The organism is Rothia aeria, assembly GCF_016726365.1.
Taxonomy (GTDB): Bacteria; Actinomycetota; Actinomycetes; order Actinomycetales; family Micrococcaceae; genus Rothia; species Rothia aeria.
Genome location: NZ_CP068102.1, coordinates 1,648,989 through 1,664,014 on the forward strand (window position 1 = coordinate 1,648,989; position 15,026 = coordinate 1,664,014).

A 15,026-nucleotide genomic window follows, 5' to 3' on the forward strand; every position below is an offset into this window, starting at 1 on the left:
GTACCGCATATGGCGCGGGGCGCCAGCTTCACCCGCACAGGAGAAGCCAGCGCCCCAAACGCAGTAGCGGCTAAGATCCGCTCGTACCTACTTCAGCACTTTATCGCTGTAGCGGTACAGGAACGCGGCCATCGCATCGCGGTGAATCGGCTCACCGGGGCGGTACGTGCCGTCATCCCAGCCCTTCGTAATGCCCTGCTCGGCCAGCCACGCGATTTCCTTGTAGAACTGGCTGTTGGCGGGTACGTCCTTGAAGGGGGAGGCTGCCGGGGCTGCGAACTGCGGCGAGTTGGCGTACCGGTAGAAGAACGCGGCCATGGCGTCACGATTCACCGAGGCGGAGGGGCGGAACGTGCCGTCGCCGTAGCCGGTGGTGATGCCGCGGGCGGCCATCCACTCAATCTCTTTGTAGAACGGGTGAGACTTCGGAACGTCACTGAACGTGGGGTTATCCGGCGCGGTGAACTGCGGCGTGCCTGCTAGGCGGTAGAAGTACGCGGCCATTGCCCCGCGTTCCACGTTCTCGCCCGGGCGGAATGTCCCATCCGGGTAGCCGGTGGTGATGCGCCGCTGAGCCAACCAGTTGATTTCTGCGTAGAACTGGTTCTCGGCCGGAACATCCGTGAACCGTGACGGCGCCGGGTCGAGCTGCTGCTGCTCGGTGACCTCCAGCACCTGGGCACGGTTGCCTGCGGCACCGTTAAGCCCGCTCAGATCACCGGTGGTGTTGTGCATGTGCAGGAACAGGGCCTTCACATCAGTCGCACCTTCGGCGCGGTGTGCCACCAGCTCGGAGGAAGGCGCATCAGCGAAGAAACCCGGAACCGTTGCGGCGGTCCCAGAGAACCACAGCTTCGGGTCGAACGGACGGTAGTTAATCCAGCCGGTCTCGCTCACGTTCGTCCAGGCGTACTGGGTGGTGGCCGAGACACTGTACTTAATGTCTTTCGTCTTCTCGGCGCTGAGCCCCAGGTCCTTCAGCGGTACCGCCATCACGAGGGCGTTGGAGTCCATCATGTTCGTGTCGGTATCGCCCCAGGCGTTATTGAGCGGGTAGTAGGCGATCTGCTCCAGGTTGCCGTTCTTGTACCCGTACAGGCGCACAATCGGGAAGTCGATGCCCTTCGCACGGTCGGTGACCAGCATATAGTCGGCACGGTTGTTCCCGTCGGTGTCAATATTCACGGTGAACGTGTTCTCTGTTGAGACCACGTCCCAGTTAGCCCACGTCGAGATACCGAACGCAAGCAGCCCGTCATTGGGGTTACCGCCGGATGCTTTCAGCGCGGGTGCAGTCGATGCGGCACCCACATGCTGCATATTCGCTTTCGCGTTGCTGCTCACATCCAGCTTTACCGGGGAGGTGCGCTCAATTGATGCGCCGTGTTCGAACGCCCCCAGCAGCGACTTGTAGCCGCGCTGGTTCAGCTCAGTACCGGTGAGTTTCAGGTTTGCCTGGTGCTCCCCGGCTGGGATCTCAACAGAGCTCCCTTCAACTTTCATGGCTGATGCGGGCTTAGGTGCCGCGTGGATGGGCGCACGCAGGGTGGCTGCGCCCTCAGTGAGCAGAATACGCCCCGACTCTGAGGCAATGAACTGGCGGTACTGTTCGGGTACCAGCTCTGTGCCGTCACCGTACGGGTCCACGGAGTTATGGGTTTTCTCCATGGCCGGGTCCATGGTCTTCTCCATGGCGGCCGGGTCAATGGTGATAGTGACCGTGAAGTTCTTCTTCTCTCCGGGGTTTACCGTAATATTCGACGGCAGGGAGAACTCCACCCCCGGCATGTCGGTGCTGCCCGCGTACGAAATGTTGTACGTGTGGGTGTGCGAGTCGAAGTTTTCCACCGTCATCTCGCGGGTTAGGGTCTGCTTGCCCTCGTTCACCGCGTATTCGAGTACCCCGAAGGTCTGGGACACCTGCGCAGGCCGGTCGGCGTTATACAGCAGCACTTTCGTCTCTGCCGCAGCCTTAGCATCAATACGCCCTGACCCCACGCGGTCCACCGCGTATACGTTCCCGTCGGCGGTGCGCACATCATGGTTGGCGCTGTTCATGATTGCGGCCTTGAGCTGGGTGGGGCCGTAGGACTGGTTAGCCTGCAGCACCTGGGCGGCCACACCGGCGGCAAACGGGGCCGACATTGAGGTACCCGTATACGAGATGCCGTCCGTTCCGGTGCCTACCCGCGCCGAAGAGATATTGTTGCCCGGTGCCGCCACATCGGGTTTCGTGTACCCGTAAGTGCCGTGGTAGCCGCGGGCGCTGGAGGCGGTCAGCTGATCTTTCTTATTGCTGGGCACACGCAGGGATTCTTTCAAATCCGTGCCCAAGCGTACCTTCAGCTCACCGTTGGCGGCGGCTTCACGCACTTTAGCGGAGGCGCTTTTAGCCACGCGGAACCCGGGGATGCTCTCATTACCGCCGATCGGCAGGGCAGGTTTCTCTTCCTCTGAAGAAAGGACTACGCCTTTACCGCCAGCCTTTTCGACGTTATCGAACCGCACCTTAGAGCCGCAGGGGAGTGAACCGTCTGCGTTGGCCCACTCGAGGAACACCCACTTGTCTTTAATCTTCGCGGCGTCTTCGGCGCTGAACGCCTCACACCCGAATTTATTCGACTCGGAAGGGGTCACGACTGTCCCGGTCAGTGCCTCAGGTTTTGCCCCCGTGTAGGTGTACGAGACGGTGTAGTCGCCGGGGACTTTACCGGCCACGTTTGCCGGTGCCTGAATCTCCATGGAGTCCACCGCGTAGGAGGAGCCGATGGAGTTCGCCACTGTCAGCGCAGAAACCGCGTTTGCGGGCTGGCCCGAATCGGAGTATGTGTCGCCGCGGCCGTAGTAGTCGGTTGCGTTACCGGCTGAAACAACTGCGAGCACGCCCTGACGGTTGAGGGATTCAACGGCGTATGCGTCGGCATCATCCGGTGGGGAGAACTCGCCGCCGATGGAGAGGTTCACAATATTCGCCCGGTCCGAGAAATCCCCGTCACCGTTCGGGTCGAGGGTGCGGTCAAGGGCCTGAACAACCACACCGGTGGTGCCGGTGCACCCGAACACGCGGAAACTATACAGCTGCGCTTCCGGTGCCGCGCCGGGCCCGATTTTCATCTGGTTCAGCTGTTCTGCGGTGAGTTTGGAGTAGTCGCCGCGGAAGGTGGTGCCGTCCTGGTTTACGCCGTACCCGGCGGCGGTGCCCGCAACGTGCGTGCCGTGGCCGCCAGCGGAGCAGTCGATGGGGTTGTTATCCGGGGCGGTCTGGTTTGTACCGTCGTACGAGTCACCCACCAGGTCGTAGCCGCCTATGTACTTCTTGGCATCGTACAGGCCCGAGTCTGCGGCAGGCATCTCGGTGAGCTTAGTTGCTTTGTTGAACGCTTCGACCGTGCCAGGCCCGCCAAAATCGGCGTGCGTATAGTCAATACCGGAGTCTACGACCGCGATTTTCACGTCTTTACCGGTGTACCCGCTGTTTTCACGTGCCCAGTTTTCCGCCGCACCGGTATCAACCACGGAACCGGCGTTCTGCTTCTTCTTCGGCACGATCGGGGTGATGCGCTCCACCTCGGGGTTATTGGCGAGGGCGCGGATCTGCGCCGCATCACCCTGCAAAGCCACCCCGCGCATTATATTGTGCGTGGTGTACAGCGTTTTCGCGCCGGTGCTCTGGGCTGCTGCCTGTGCCTGTGACTGCACCTGGGTTTTGATGGCTTGGACTTCGGCCTGCTTATTGGTGGGTGCTTGTTTGTTGGCTAGTACTGCGGGGGATTGGGTTTGTTCGTATGCGCCTTTGCCTTTGAATTGTACGAAGACGGGGATATTGCCTTCGGCCTTCTTCATGGAATCCGAGAGTACGGCGTGCTCACGGGAATTCCGGGCGATGTCCTGGGCGACTGGCGTGTCAGGGTCGCCAGCGGGTGCCGCCGTCGCGGGCAGTCCCGCTGTAATGGCCATAGTTACACCCAGGGTTGCCGATAGGCAGGCTCTTGAGAGGCCCCGTATCGGAGTGTTTTTTGGCATGATGCTCCTCGAATGTATGAGTGATAATGCGGTGCGACGGCATCGCCGCACCTCGAAGAAGCTGAGAGATGAACACCACAATACACCAGTGTGCGAGAAAAAAGTTGCACGGAATACATTGAGGTTTATTTCATTCAATGAATGAAGGTGAATTATCTCTCAATGTTTTATTCGCTTTACCGGGAGCAGAGGATACGTGTTTGAGAATGAGGATTAAAAACCCTGTGTGGATAAAAATCTTCTGCTCGCGCTCTTTCAGGTGCATCCCTTAAAATGGTGTTTACCTCACAAACAACCGTGCGGCGTCGAAAACCGCACACCTAAGGAGCATCATGAGTCAAAATCCTTACGAAAATGGCCCCTACGACAAGAACCCTGGGAATGGGCAGAACCAGCAGCCGCAGGGATACCAGCCGCAGAACCAGAATCCTTATGAGCAGCAGGGGGCACAGCACCAGTACCAGCAGAACCAAAACCAGTACGACCAGCAGGGCGCACAGTACCAGCAGGATCCGTACGGGCAGCCGAAGCCTGGGGCGGTGAGCGCAGACGATAAGAACATGGCGTTTCTGATGAACCTTATTTCTGCGGGCGCCACGTTCCTTTCGGCAACCACTATTGGTTTTCTGGCGCCGCTGATTTTCTGGTTTATTTATAAAGACAAGCCGGGCTACGGGTTCACGAAGGAAGCGTCCCGCCGTGCCTTTAACTTTAACTTCACCCTGTGGGTTATCACCATGGCGTCGTGGATCCTGGCACTTATTACCTTCGGTATTTTGATCTTTATCCCGCTGATCGTGATGCCTCTGGTGGCTATTGTGCTGATTGTCTTCCACATTATTGCCGCTGTCTCGGCGAATAATGGCGAAGAGTACGAGTACCCGCTGACTTTCATTAAGATCCTTTAAATCCTCTGGCTCTGGTATCAGCCGATTATTACGGGTGCGCACTCCCTGCAATGTCTTGGGTGCGCACCCGTTGTTGTGTCCGCAGCAGATGCACGTGCCCGCCGCGAAATTTGGCGACTGCTGCTAGTGCTGGCGCGGGCGGTGGGCGGTATGATTAATAATTGTGTGCCCGCCTCGGCTGGGTGCGGGTTGTATGGCGCGTAACCGGCGCGGAATGTGAAGCTTAACAAGGAGCGCAAGAAATGTCAGCTGTCGTCATCGTGGGTGCCCAGTGGGGCGATGAGGGGAAGGGCAAGGCAACCGATTTGCTCGGCCCCCGCGTGGATTACGTGGTCAAGCCTAATGGCGGCAATAATGCTGGCCACACGGTGGTGGTGAATGGGCAGAAGTTTGAGCTGAAGCTGCTGCCCGCTGGCATTTTGAGCGAGAACGCGACCCCCGTGATTGGTAACGGCGTGGTGGTGAACCCGGAGGCGCTTTTCGCCGAGATTGAGGGGTTGCAGGCGCGTGGTGCCGATACTTCTAAGCTTAAAATCTCTGCGAACGCCCACCTGGTGGCCCCGTACCATCAGACGATGGATAAGGTCACGGAGCGTTTCTTGGGTAAGCGCGCGATTGGTACGACCGGGCGCGGTATTGGGCCCACCTATATGGATAAGGTGGGCCGTTTGGGTGTTCGTGTGCAGGATATTTTGGATGAGTCGATTCTGCGGCAGAAGGTTGAGGGCGCGCTGCGGCAGAAGAATGAGCTGCTGGTGAAGGTGTATAACCGCCGCCATGTTGAGGTGAACGAGATTGTGGATTATTTCCTCTCGTTCGCTGAGCGGCTTAAGCCCATGATTGTTGATACTACTCAGCTGCTCAATAATGCCTTGGATGAGGGCAAAACCCTGCTTATGGAGGGCGGTCAGGCGACTTTCCTTGACGTCGATCACGGCACCTACCCGTTTGTTACCTCTTCGAACCCGACTGCTGGGGGCGCCTGTGTGGGTTCGGGTGTTGGTCCCACCCGCATTTCCCGTGTGATCGGTATTCAGAAGGCGTACACCACCCGTGTGGGTGCTGGCCCGTTCCCCACTGAGCTGTTCGATAAGATGGGCGAGTTTTTGCGCACGACCGGCGGCGAGTTTGGCGTGAACACGGGCCGTCCGCGCCGCTGCGGCTGGTACGATGCGGTGCTTGCGCGTCAGGCGGTGCGTATTAACGGGTTTACTGATTTGTTCATTACTAAGCTGGATGTGCTCACTGGGCTTGAGAAGATTCCGGTGTGTGTGGCGTATGAGGTGGACGGTGTTCGGTTTGATGAGGTGCCGATGACGCAGACTGATTTCCATCACGCCAAGCCAGTGTATGAGTATTTTGACGGCTGGAGCGAGAACATTTCGGATGCGAAGTCTTTGGCTGACCTGCCGGAGAACGCCCGCAAGTATGTGCATAAGCTTGAGGAGCTTTCTGGCTGTCGTATCTCGGCGATTGGTGTGGGTCCGGATCGTGACCAGACTATTGTGGTGCGTGATCTGATCGATTAGGTTTTTCTACGTGAAGAATACCGGCAGCGGCGCGGCTTAGCCACGGTGCGCTGTTGTGGGTGCCGCAGCTTTTAAAGCTGCGGCACCGTGTGTATCTGGCGGTGTTTACAATGCTTTTACCGGCCGGAGGAGCCGCTGCTTGCCGTTGCCGCGGTCGCAATATAACAAGGTTTGTGGCTGTGCCGCACGAGGCCTGAAATACCTGTGCTGTGTTTTTGACAGCATACCCCTTAAAAATCGTGGGTGATGGAGATAAAATACACACAAAGTTAGCCATTCTCCATGCGTATCCCTGCTGGTGGGCATCTGGGGCGTAGTCGCCTCTAGCTACTGGGGGTTATGTCGTGGACTCCGCCAAAGGAGCGTGCCATGCTGCACCTTGAAGATTCTGTGAGCGAGACCTTACTGATTCCGCTGTATATGAAGCATCTTGCCTCGCAGATGCCTAACCCGGTGATTCACGATGAGGCGGCTACACGCCTGGTGCGGCAGCTTGATTACGATTTTTCGAAGTACGACCATATTATTCACACCGTTGTTGGTACCGCGATCCGCGCGGATTACTTCGACCGGCTAACCGCTGATTTCATTCATCGCCGCCCTAACCCTGTGGTCGTAAACGTGGGGTGTGGTTTGGATAGCCGCCGGGAGCGTATCGGCGCTGCTGCCGACGGTGTACCGTTTTACGATATTGATTTGCCTGATGTTATTGCTCTGCGGCAGAAGCTGCTGCCTGCGCAGCGGGGTGAGACGCTGCTGGCCACTTCTGCTTTTGACGCTGGGTGGATGGATGAGCTGAACCGCCTGCACCCGAACGCCCAGTTTTTGCTGGTGATTGAGGGGGTGCTCATGTACTTTGACCGTTACACTGTGCGCGCCTTGTTCTGCGATCTGGCGCGTCGTTTTCACCGTAGTGAGGCAGCATTCGATGTGCAGAATTCGTGGATGGTGAAGAACTCCGACAGGCATGAGGCGCTGAAGCATGTGCGTGCCCGTTTCGTTTTCGGCTGTGACGATGACCTGGAGTTTGAGCGGTGGGCGGATAATCTGCACCTGATGAGCGTCAAGCGCCTGACAGTTGATTTTCCGATGTGGAAAAGAAGCGGCTTCTTGTTATCCCTTATCGGGCGGCAGATCCCAGCCTTCCGGGACTCCACTCGTATGCTGCACTACCGGTTGGACTAACGGGTACTGGGCGCAGCGGTAATAGCTGCTGAAAGGATGACTGAGCTGTGTATGATCAGGAGCTAACCGGGTTTTTCAAGCGGCACAATATTGAATATGCCCGGTTAGATGAGGAATCTTATAAGAGCTACTCATCTATGAGGGGTTTTTCTTTCACGGGTTCTAGAATTGCGTGGAGTAAAACAAAAAACCACCGTTGCTGTCGCCTACATGAAACATTGGAGTTTGTAGAAGATATAGAGGTCATTCTTCAGCCCACCGATTTCTGCAGGTTCATAGTGGTGGGAAACGATTTTGAGGACGGGTACCTGATTCAGTGTTCTATACAAAGTGTTCGTTCACTACTTGATTTTCTTGTGGAGTATCCGGGGGAAAATTATCTGATCGATACTGAGGAAAAGTGGTGTATCTGTGTCTATGACTATCTAGACTTTGGTACGGTGGATTAGTCTTACTCTGAGCGGAGATAAGCTGCTTCTAGAAAATCAAGATGGGTTAGGGTATAGGCTTGTTGGCTTCCATGGAGAGAAATTTAACATATAGCCATAACCGATGAGGGTGCCGAGTAGGTTCATGTATCAAGGTTTTAAAGGGAACCACATGTTTTAATTTTTCATCCGCTTGTGGGAGATATAAATATAAAACACCGTCATAGATACATAATATTCCAATAAGAGAATATAAGGAGTAATAGTGCAAAAACTAGTTAATTATCATAGTGATTTGAGGCATGGTGCAGTTTTTAGGTTTCCCGGTTCATACCCGCACGAAAAATATGTTGATTTAATGCTGGTCGAATTCCCAGGTAGCGACAGAAAATATGGTTTTGTGGTATCTACTGGGTATAAGGCCGGGCTAATTCTGGTGATGCTCCCGCAAGAAGCTGAATTGGAACATTCAGCAGGGGTAAGCAGGCAATGGGTGATAGATAATTGGAATAAATGGATTTATGAAACCTGTAGTGTTGATGATGTCTACGTAGATAAAAACTATCCGGTTCCAGCTAGCCTTATCTAATACAGGCAGCTCATAAAAAATGAGTTTGGATATAATGCTAGGCATTATGCGACTGAAGATTATCATGGTAAAAAGAAGTCAAAAGATATAATGAATTTGTTAAAGTACTATAAGTAAGTTAACGATGGGTTATCGCTGATAAGAATCTTGCGAAAGAACAATAAGACGCGGTATGAGGAATGAAGAAAATTAAGCTGATGCCTGACTACCATTGCTTTCCGTTATGGCGGATAGATGATGATATTTGCTGCAATATAGACCCATATTCTCTACCGATATCCAATATATTGGCTGAAGAATTAATAAAGTGGGCAAATGAATATGATAAAACACTAAATATGAACGATCCTGTAAACTCTGGATTTGAAAATACAGAAAAAGAGCAGGCTTTTATAGATAAAGGAAATAACTTATTTAAAAGATTGAAGCATGAGCTCAGGGGTCAATACACAGTGGTTTTAAAAATTATTGTATGAAATACACTGTTATAAAACTGAAAACGCGGCTTTTATCCCTGGGGGAATAAGATTTTCAGATTCATGAATGGGGCATCAAAAAATATCAGCCTTCTTGTTAAAGATGTATTTTTCTAATTCGGCCTTATCATGGTTAATGAAGAACTCATTTCTGTATTCAGATAAGGTACTGTGGTTTGCGGACGAGTATGACAATTCATCACCGCCAGGGCCTTCCCAATAACAAATAGAACAAATATCATAACTTAACCTACCCGACAAAGTGTAAAAATAACAGCAGGGGCATTTGATCTTCCTGCCTATTTCATCCCCAAAGACCTCTATCTTTTTGAGGAGAACATTGCTAAGTTCCTTTGATAAATAATTATTATTTAGAATCGAATTTTTATGAACCAGTCCTGAAACAACTACAGGCTGGAAAAATTCACTATAGTATTCTACGTCGTCAAATTCATGTGTGCTTAGGTAATCTATAAGTTCTTCATTTAAATACTCAGGTTCAGATTCATAAGAATACCAAAAATCTAACAATATATTCATCTTATCAGCATCAGATATTAAATTACTCTGATGTTCAGAAAGTATTTTTATAGCTTCTTTTCTGTTCATGATAATATTTCAGATAGGCGTTAAAAATAATTATATTTATTTAGATTCATGCCATTTTTAACCGAGCCTTCTTCGTGCTATTATTTGTGCGATATATTTTATTTCCTCTATATTAACATACTCAATCTATAGGTTTGCGTTTATTGCAGTAGGCAGCACACACCATGGGGTATAGCAACTACATGATGTGTATTTCGAACGGACCCGGTGATTTTTTTCTGAGGACCTATAATAGTGAATGCTCACCATGGCATAGTCTCTTAAAGAAAATTTATCTGGAAGATAAAGTGATAGTCGTGCATGGTATTATATGGTTTGTGCGCCCACAGGGCTAAATATATTTTACTGAATAGCAAGAGGAAATAGGTGAAATATGGGTAACTCGTATATTGATATCTCTGTTCTAGAGGAAAAGGAAACCTTTTTTATTGAGCCTTTTGAGTGGGTTAATCCAGAAAATGTTACTGGATTTTCGCGAGAAACTGTAAGAAAAGAAAATATTAGATCGTATGAAGAAGATGATTACAACAGAGAATCTAATACGGCAGATATTATTATTGCCTCATACTTGGAAGAATGCCTTTATGTCGATTCAAGTAATTATATGATTTTCCTGGAATATGGACTATGGCTAATCACAGAGCTCTATAGTAGTTATGTGGTGCATATTTTTCCTAGTGATATGAGAGAGCATCTTCCCAGAGAGTCTAATAAACTAAACCATATTTTTGATGAAATCTACAAAATATTTTTGACTAAAGATAAGGAAGATGAATATCATTGTGCAAATCTATTAAAAATATTTATTTTTGAAGTTTTTCAATTTGGCAGTGAATGGGGAAATTTTGATATAAAACATATTGATTGTGACAGCATTTTCTTGGAAAATAACCTAATTGAGAGTGCTACCGAAGGTAAATTTTTATGCTCGTATTTAAATGAAGAAAATTTAGCTAAGCTGTCGTCTCTAGTTAACTATAGTAAAGGACATATTCCCCAGTATAAATACTGCTGAGTTAGGGATCTGGTAGTGATGCTTCAGATTTTCAATATGCGATTCAGAATTATTTGGAAATTACTCAGTATAATTCCAAGTTTTCTTCAACCGATGCTATTTCAACGGGCATTAATGCAAAATCCGGGCTAGATAAGGTGTTTAATGCTGAGCGTCGGTGATATGTGCAAGGTATCTTATCTAGAGAAACCAAGATTACTTATAATAACTGACTGACTTTTTCACCATTTAAACGTACCTTGTTAGTTGATTATATTGGTGGTTATGGTGTTCTAACCCTCTTCAACTCCATCAATGTATTGAGAATCCTCAATATGAACGGTTGAGAAGCTCTGGATAAAACCAGGAGTTTTCTGATCATCTCTTTTGGGCTTAAACAATCCTTGTGTAATAGCCCAATCATATATAGATATATCAAGAGGGTACTTCGATAGTATCCCGCTGATTTTATACTTTTCTATCCATCGAACAGCCTTCTCTCTAGACGAAAAGATAGCAGACGGAAAACTGGCGCTGCTTCCTTGAACAACCCATATATACAATTCATCCATTGGTATGTCCTTTCGAGGATGACCGTATCTCTTTTCGCACTCGAACAATACCTGCTTCTCGTCCTCCTTGTCCACCTCAGGTAGCGGGAACAGTCACCCCTGATCGTTTTATATAGGCCAGCCCTACCGCATCACAGGTAATGCTCTACCAGCGTCACGCTTCAGCATCCGCCGAACGAACCAGGCCTCAGAACGGAGCAACGGATCCATACCAGCGGCAGGATGCCCCTTGCAGGGGGGTGCTGTAGATGAGGCGCTGCTGGTTTTACTGGTTTTGAAATTGAAAGGCTGACTTGTGGCTGAGGCGCGCCAAAAACTATAGGCATCAAATGCAGGGTACAGGTGCCGGGTAATTTTTTATATTTGTTTGGCATTTGCGAGTTCGTAGGCGGTTTTGGCACCGAGTCCGTCGATGTAGGCGGTCAGACGGTTGAGGCGGTCGTATTCGAAGGTTTCGTGACTGCCGTCGGGGTAGTCGGTACGGACGGGGTTGCCTGCTGCGTCGTAGTGGTGGCGGGTGGTATGGCCCAGCGCATCGGTAACAGTTTCGAGATCGCCGTATTCGGTGTAACCGAAACGGGTGGTTTCGCCGGTACAGTCGGTAAAGCAGACGAGCTGATCGAGGGTGTCGTAGTGTAGGTGTCGGGTTTTGCCTAAGGCGTCGGTTATGGTTTCGGGCAGCCATTGGGCGTTGTAGCCGTAGCGGGTGGTGTAACCGGCGGGGTCGGTGATGCTGATGAGGTTGCCGCGTTCGTCGTAGGTGTAGGCGGTAATCCTGCCTGCGGGATCGTTGACGGCAACCGGCAGGTTGAGGGTTTCGTGGTAGCCGATTTGGGTGCTGCTGCCGTCCGGGGCGGTAATGGCGATGACGTTGCCTTCGGGTGAGGCGATTTGGTAGATGTCGTCTGAAAAGCAGAAACTGCGTGTGTACCGCACACACCCTTGTATATCGGAACACCCGTATCATAGCAACAAACCGCCCGGCCGCCACCCGCATCCGACCAAGGCAAACAACCGTTGAGTAGCTCAGGGAGCGGTCGGGCAACCCATCGACACAACCGGACAGTTGCCAGACAACACAACCGAATGCAAGGCAGGTTTATGATGAGTACCCAACACAATTACGCAGGCATCGACATCGCCAAACGAAACTTCGTCATCGCCGTTTCGTCTTTGTCTAAAACCAAAACCGAAACCAACAACCCCAAAGGAATCGCCCATACCGTCGAATACCTTAAAAAACACAAGGTCGCCCTCGTCGTGATGGAAAGCACCGGCGGTCTCGAAATTCCCGCCGCCAAAGCCATCCACCGCTCAGGCATAGCCGTGATTATCGCCAACCCGCGTCAGACGCATCAGTTTGCCCAATCGCAGTCGCTGACCAAAACCGATGCCAAAGATGCCCAAATGCTCGCCTTCTTCGCACAGATGACGGCACAGAAAGAAGGTTGGCAAACCATGCTCTACCACCCGCCCACCGAAGCGGAAGAAGTGTTGGAAGCATTGGTCAACCGCCGCAACCAGCTGGTGGATATGCGGACTGCCGAGAAAAACCGTCTGCATCAGGTTCACGAAACGCAAGTCGAAAGCGTCAAACAACTGATTGCTCATTTTGACCGGCTGATTGACGAATTGGACAAACAAATCGACGACCACACCCACACGCATTTTGACGGCAAAGCCCAAGTGGCGGAACAAATCAAAGGCATCGGTTCGATAACGACGGCTACGCTGATGGCGATGCTGCCCGAATTGGGACGTCTGTCGCACAAACGGATAGCGAGTTTGGTCGGTATTGCCCCGCACCCGAGGGAGAGCGGGGAAACCAAATTCAAAAGCCGCTGCTTCGGCGGAAGGTCTGCGGTGCGTAAGGCGCTGTATATGGCTACCGTGGTGGCGACACGTTTTGAACCGCTTATTCGGGATTTCTATCAGCGCCTGCTGTCCAAGGGTAAGCCGTATCATGCATCCGAAACGGAAAATTTGAGCGGTTACATACCTTGGGTTGGTGGCAGTGTTATTTTAACTTGGCTGCCAATTCGTCGAATTTTTGTTTGATGTCGGCCTTGAAGGCTTCCACTTTCTCTTGGCGTTCGGCTTTGCGTTCGGCTTTGCGCTGTTTTTTCCAAACTTCGTGTGCCTGACGTGCCACTTCTTCCTGCGCTTCTATTGCTGCCAATACGTCCTGTTGGGCAACGGCTGCATCTTGCCGGAGAATAACGGTTTTGAAACGGTGGAAGAAAGCGTCCAATACAGCTTCGTTGGATTCTTGCGCCAAAATAATGATCGCAGTACTGCCGTTATCCAGTTTTTTGGCTGTATTTTCCAGCAACGACCCCTCTCCCAATGTTTGGGCAGTGCCTGCATCACTGCCGATGAGTGCGCCAATAGCTCCACCCAACAGAACACCGATAGGACCGCCGAGGATGCCGACCAGCGAACCAATGAGGCCGCCCGTCCATGCGCTTTCGGCCGTATTGGCGGTAAAGTCGGTGCTTTCTGCTGGGATAATCAGACCATTTTCCTTTTTAATCAAAACGGCTTGTGCCACCAAAGCATCTGTTGTCTGCGAGTAAGCTTTCAATTCAGAAAAGGCTTGATAAGCTTCGCTGGAGATGTCGAATAAGGCAACGATGATGTTTTGTTTCATAAGTCTACTCCCGTGGATTGAAAGATTTAAGAACAATACAAATTGTATGCGGTGTCAGTGTAAATTGCAAGGGGGGGGGAGCAATGCGGCAAACAGAACTTTACCTATGTAAAGTCTGTAGAACCGGCAAACGGATAACGAACAATACCCAGCCTTAATGGGATTCGGTTTGTTGCTCACGCATGATTTGGGCGCGGGCTTTATGTCGGATGTAGAGGGCGAGGCTGCCGACTTGGCCGAAGACGGCGCCGAAGGCGAACAGGAAGGCGGCGACGGCGAATTGTTTGCTTTGAATGGAAAGCAGGTACGCGCCCAGAGTTACCAATGCGATGAAGAGCAGGGTGAAGAGGACGGTCAGGATGAGGAAGGTTCGGCGTTTGGTCATGGTGGTAACGGGGTTAGGTGGTTCGGGAGGCCGTCTGAAAAGCGGGAAATGCGTTTTCAGACGGCCTTTTTTGTTTATTCCACCGTTTCCAGCCTGTCGAGCAGGGCTTCTGCGGCGGCGGAGACGAGGCGGAAGGTTTCGGTAAAATCGCCCGTATACCAAGGGTCGGGCACGGCCCGGTAGCCGCTGTCGGGAATCAGGTCGGTGAGCTTGAACTGTTTTCCGGGGCAGCGGCCGAACTGCCTTTCCAGTTCGGCCAGGTTGTCGTCGTCCATGGCGATGATGAGGTCGTAATGCGCCGGGTCTTCGCGGCGGATTTTGCGGCTGGAAAACCCGTCGGCGGCAATGCCGTGCGCTTTGAGTTCGGCCCGGGTGCCGCGGTGCATGTCTTCGCCGTCGTGCCAGCCGGACGTGCCCGCGCTGGCTGTTTCGACGAGGTGCGACAGGCCGCGTTCGGCGGCTTGGTGGCGCAGGACGTATTCGGCCATCGGCGAGCGGCAGATGTTGCCGAGGCAGACAAACAGGATAAGGTTGCCGTTACGGCGTGTATGCGCAAACTGCTGACGATATTGAATGCCCGGATGCGTGATTATTTTGCCGAAAACGGTACCATCGAAAACGGTATCCAAACGGCTTGATTTGAGTTTTGGTATTTTTGCCCGACGGGGTGAAAAATAC

General features: G+C 51.8%; 13 protein-coding genes and 2 pseudogenes. 8 read left to right on the plus strand and 7 right to left on the minus strand.

Translation table 11 applies throughout. The features are described from left to right. Window positions 1-87: 87 nt before the first annotated feature. On the minus strand, window positions 88-4,023 hold the full coding sequence (locus tag I6I94_RS07010) for a S8 family serine peptidase (protein ID WP_307968942.1): 3,936 nt from the start codon (window positions 4,021-4,023) through the stop codon (window positions 88-90). Window positions 4,024-4,355: 332 nt separating this feature from the next. Between I6I94_RS07010 and I6I94_RS07015 the strand changes: the two genes are divergently transcribed. From I6I94_RS07015 to I6I94_RS07035, 5 genes are all read left to right on the plus strand, one after another. Beyond that, entirely contained in the window at window positions 4,356-4,931 is a 576-nt protein-coding gene (locus I6I94_RS07015; protein ID WP_128087157.1) for a DUF4870 domain-containing protein, read from the plus strand. Window positions 4,932-5,173: 242 nt separating this feature from the next. Then, a complete protein-coding gene (locus tag I6I94_RS07020) occupies window positions 5,174-6,460 on the plus strand; it encodes an adenylosuccinate synthase (protein WP_023134432.1) in 1,287 nt (428 codons plus the stop codon). Between the two features lie 390 nt (window positions 6,461-6,850). Then, on the plus strand, window positions 6,851-7,645 hold the full coding sequence (locus I6I94_RS07025) for a class I SAM-dependent methyltransferase (RefSeq protein ID WP_236588835.1): 795 nt from the start codon (window positions 6,851-6,853) through the stop codon (window positions 7,643-7,645). Window positions 7,646-8,338: 693 nt separating this feature from the next. Further along, entirely contained in the window at window positions 8,339-8,662 is a 324-nt protein-coding gene (gene imm45, locus I6I94_RS07030) for an Imm45 family immunity protein (RefSeq protein ID WP_037286858.1), read from the plus strand. Window positions 8,663-8,841: 179 nt separating this feature from the next. Next, window positions 8,842-9,138: a hypothetical protein gene (locus I6I94_RS07035; protein ID WP_023134426.1), complete on the plus strand. Its 297-nt coding sequence runs from the start codon at window positions 8,842-8,844 to the stop codon at window positions 9,136-9,138. A gap of 75 nt (window positions 9,139-9,213) precedes the next feature. On the opposite strand, the gene I6I94_RS07040 is transcribed toward I6I94_RS07035, so the two are convergent. Continuing rightward, the gene (locus I6I94_RS07040) at window positions 9,214-9,747 is read right to left on the minus strand and encodes a CPCC family cysteine-rich protein (RefSeq protein ID WP_023134425.1); all 534 of its coding nucleotides are present in this window, start codon (window positions 9,745-9,747) and stop codon (window positions 9,214-9,216) included. A 373-nt stretch (window positions 9,748-10,120) separates the two neighbouring features. Here I6I94_RS07040 and I6I94_RS07045 point away from each other — a divergent pair, with 373 nt between their 5' ends. Next, entirely contained in the window at window positions 10,121-10,762 is a 642-nt protein-coding gene (locus I6I94_RS07045; RefSeq protein WP_201620551.1) for a hypothetical protein, read from the plus strand. A gap of 272 nt (window positions 10,763-11,034) precedes the next feature. Here I6I94_RS07045 and I6I94_RS07050 read toward each other — a convergent pair whose 3' ends face one another. Beyond that, window positions 11,035-11,313 (minus strand): DUF7710 domain-containing protein, encoded by a 279-nt coding sequence (locus I6I94_RS07050; RefSeq protein WP_037233477.1) that lies wholly within the window; start codon window positions 11,311-11,313, stop codon window positions 11,035-11,037. 357 nt (window positions 11,314-11,670) lie between these two features. Next, a complete protein-coding gene (locus I6I94_RS07055; RefSeq protein WP_197702324.1) occupies window positions 11,671-12,249 on the minus strand; it encodes an RHS repeat domain-containing protein in 579 nt (192 codons plus the stop codon). Window positions 12,250-12,417: 168 nt separating this feature from the next. On the opposite strand from I6I94_RS07055, the pseudogene I6I94_RS07060 reads away from it, so the two are divergent. Further along, window positions 12,418-13,290 (plus strand): annotated as a pseudogene (locus I6I94_RS07060) (IS110 family RNA-guided transposase); the annotation flags it as partial. A 40-nt stretch (window positions 13,291-13,330) separates the two neighbouring features. Here I6I94_RS07060 and I6I94_RS07065 read toward each other — a convergent pair. The 3 genes from I6I94_RS07065 to I6I94_RS07075 all read right to left on the minus strand — a co-directional run bounded on the left by I6I94_RS07065 (window position 13,331) and on the right by I6I94_RS07075 (window position 14,836). After that, window positions 13,331-13,963, minus strand: a complete 633-nt coding sequence (locus tag I6I94_RS07065) for a DUF1269 domain-containing protein (protein WP_128087154.1) — start codon at window positions 13,961-13,963, stop codon at window positions 13,331-13,333. Window positions 13,964-14,117: 154 nt separating this feature from the next. Further along, entirely contained in the window at window positions 14,118-14,348 is a 231-nt protein-coding gene (locus I6I94_RS07070) for an NGO_0222 family membrane protein (RefSeq protein WP_023134418.1), read from the minus strand. 74 nt (window positions 14,349-14,422) lie between these two features. Then, window positions 14,423-14,836 carry a low molecular weight protein-tyrosine-phosphatase gene (locus tag I6I94_RS07075; protein WP_037288519.1) on the minus strand — a complete coding sequence of 138 codons (414 nt, stop codon included), beginning with the start codon at window positions 14,834-14,836 and terminating at the stop codon, window positions 14,423-14,425. A gap of 30 nt (window positions 14,837-14,866) precedes the next feature. Here I6I94_RS07075 and I6I94_RS07080 point away from each other — a divergent pair. Next, window positions 14,867-14,986: pseudogene (locus tag I6I94_RS07080) on the plus strand (IS110 family transposase); the annotation flags it as partial. Window positions 14,987-15,026 lie beyond the last annotated feature (40 nt).

Coding starts and splice junctions, on each gene's coding strand:
- I6I94_RS07010 (WP_307968942.1), bottom strand. CDS start 4,023: ATGCCAAAAAACACTCCGATACGGGGCCTCTCAAGAGCCTGCCTATCG.
- I6I94_RS07015 (WP_128087157.1), top strand. CDS start 4,356: ATGAGTCAAAATCCTTACGAAAATGGCCCCTACGACAAGAACCCTGGG.
- I6I94_RS07020 (WP_023134432.1), top strand. CDS start 5,174: ATGTCAGCTGTCGTCATCGTGGGTGCCCAGTGGGGCGATGAGGGGAAG.
- I6I94_RS07035 (WP_023134426.1), top strand. CDS start 8,842: ATGAAGAAAATTAAGCTGATGCCTGACTACCATTGCTTTCCGTTATGG.
- I6I94_RS07040 (WP_023134425.1), bottom strand. CDS start 9,747: ATGAACAGAAAAGAAGCTATAAAAATACTTTCTGAACATCAGAGTAAT.
- I6I94_RS07045 (WP_201620551.1), top strand. CDS start 10,121: ATGGGTAACTCGTATATTGATATCTCTGTTCTAGAGGAAAAGGAAACC.
- I6I94_RS07050 (WP_037233477.1), bottom strand. CDS start 11,313: ATGGATGAATTGTATATATGGGTTGTTCAAGGAAGCAGCGCCAGTTTT.
- I6I94_RS07065 (WP_128087154.1), bottom strand. CDS start 13,963: ATGAAACAAAACATCATCGTTGCCTTATTCGACATCTCCAGCGAAGCT.
- I6I94_RS07070 (WP_023134418.1), bottom strand. CDS start 14,348: ATGACCAAACGCCGAACCTTCCTCATCCTGACCGTCCTCTTCACCCTG.
- I6I94_RS07075 (WP_037288519.1), bottom strand. CDS start 14,836: ATGGCCGAATACGTCCTGCGCCACCAAGCCGCCGAACGCGGCCTGTCG.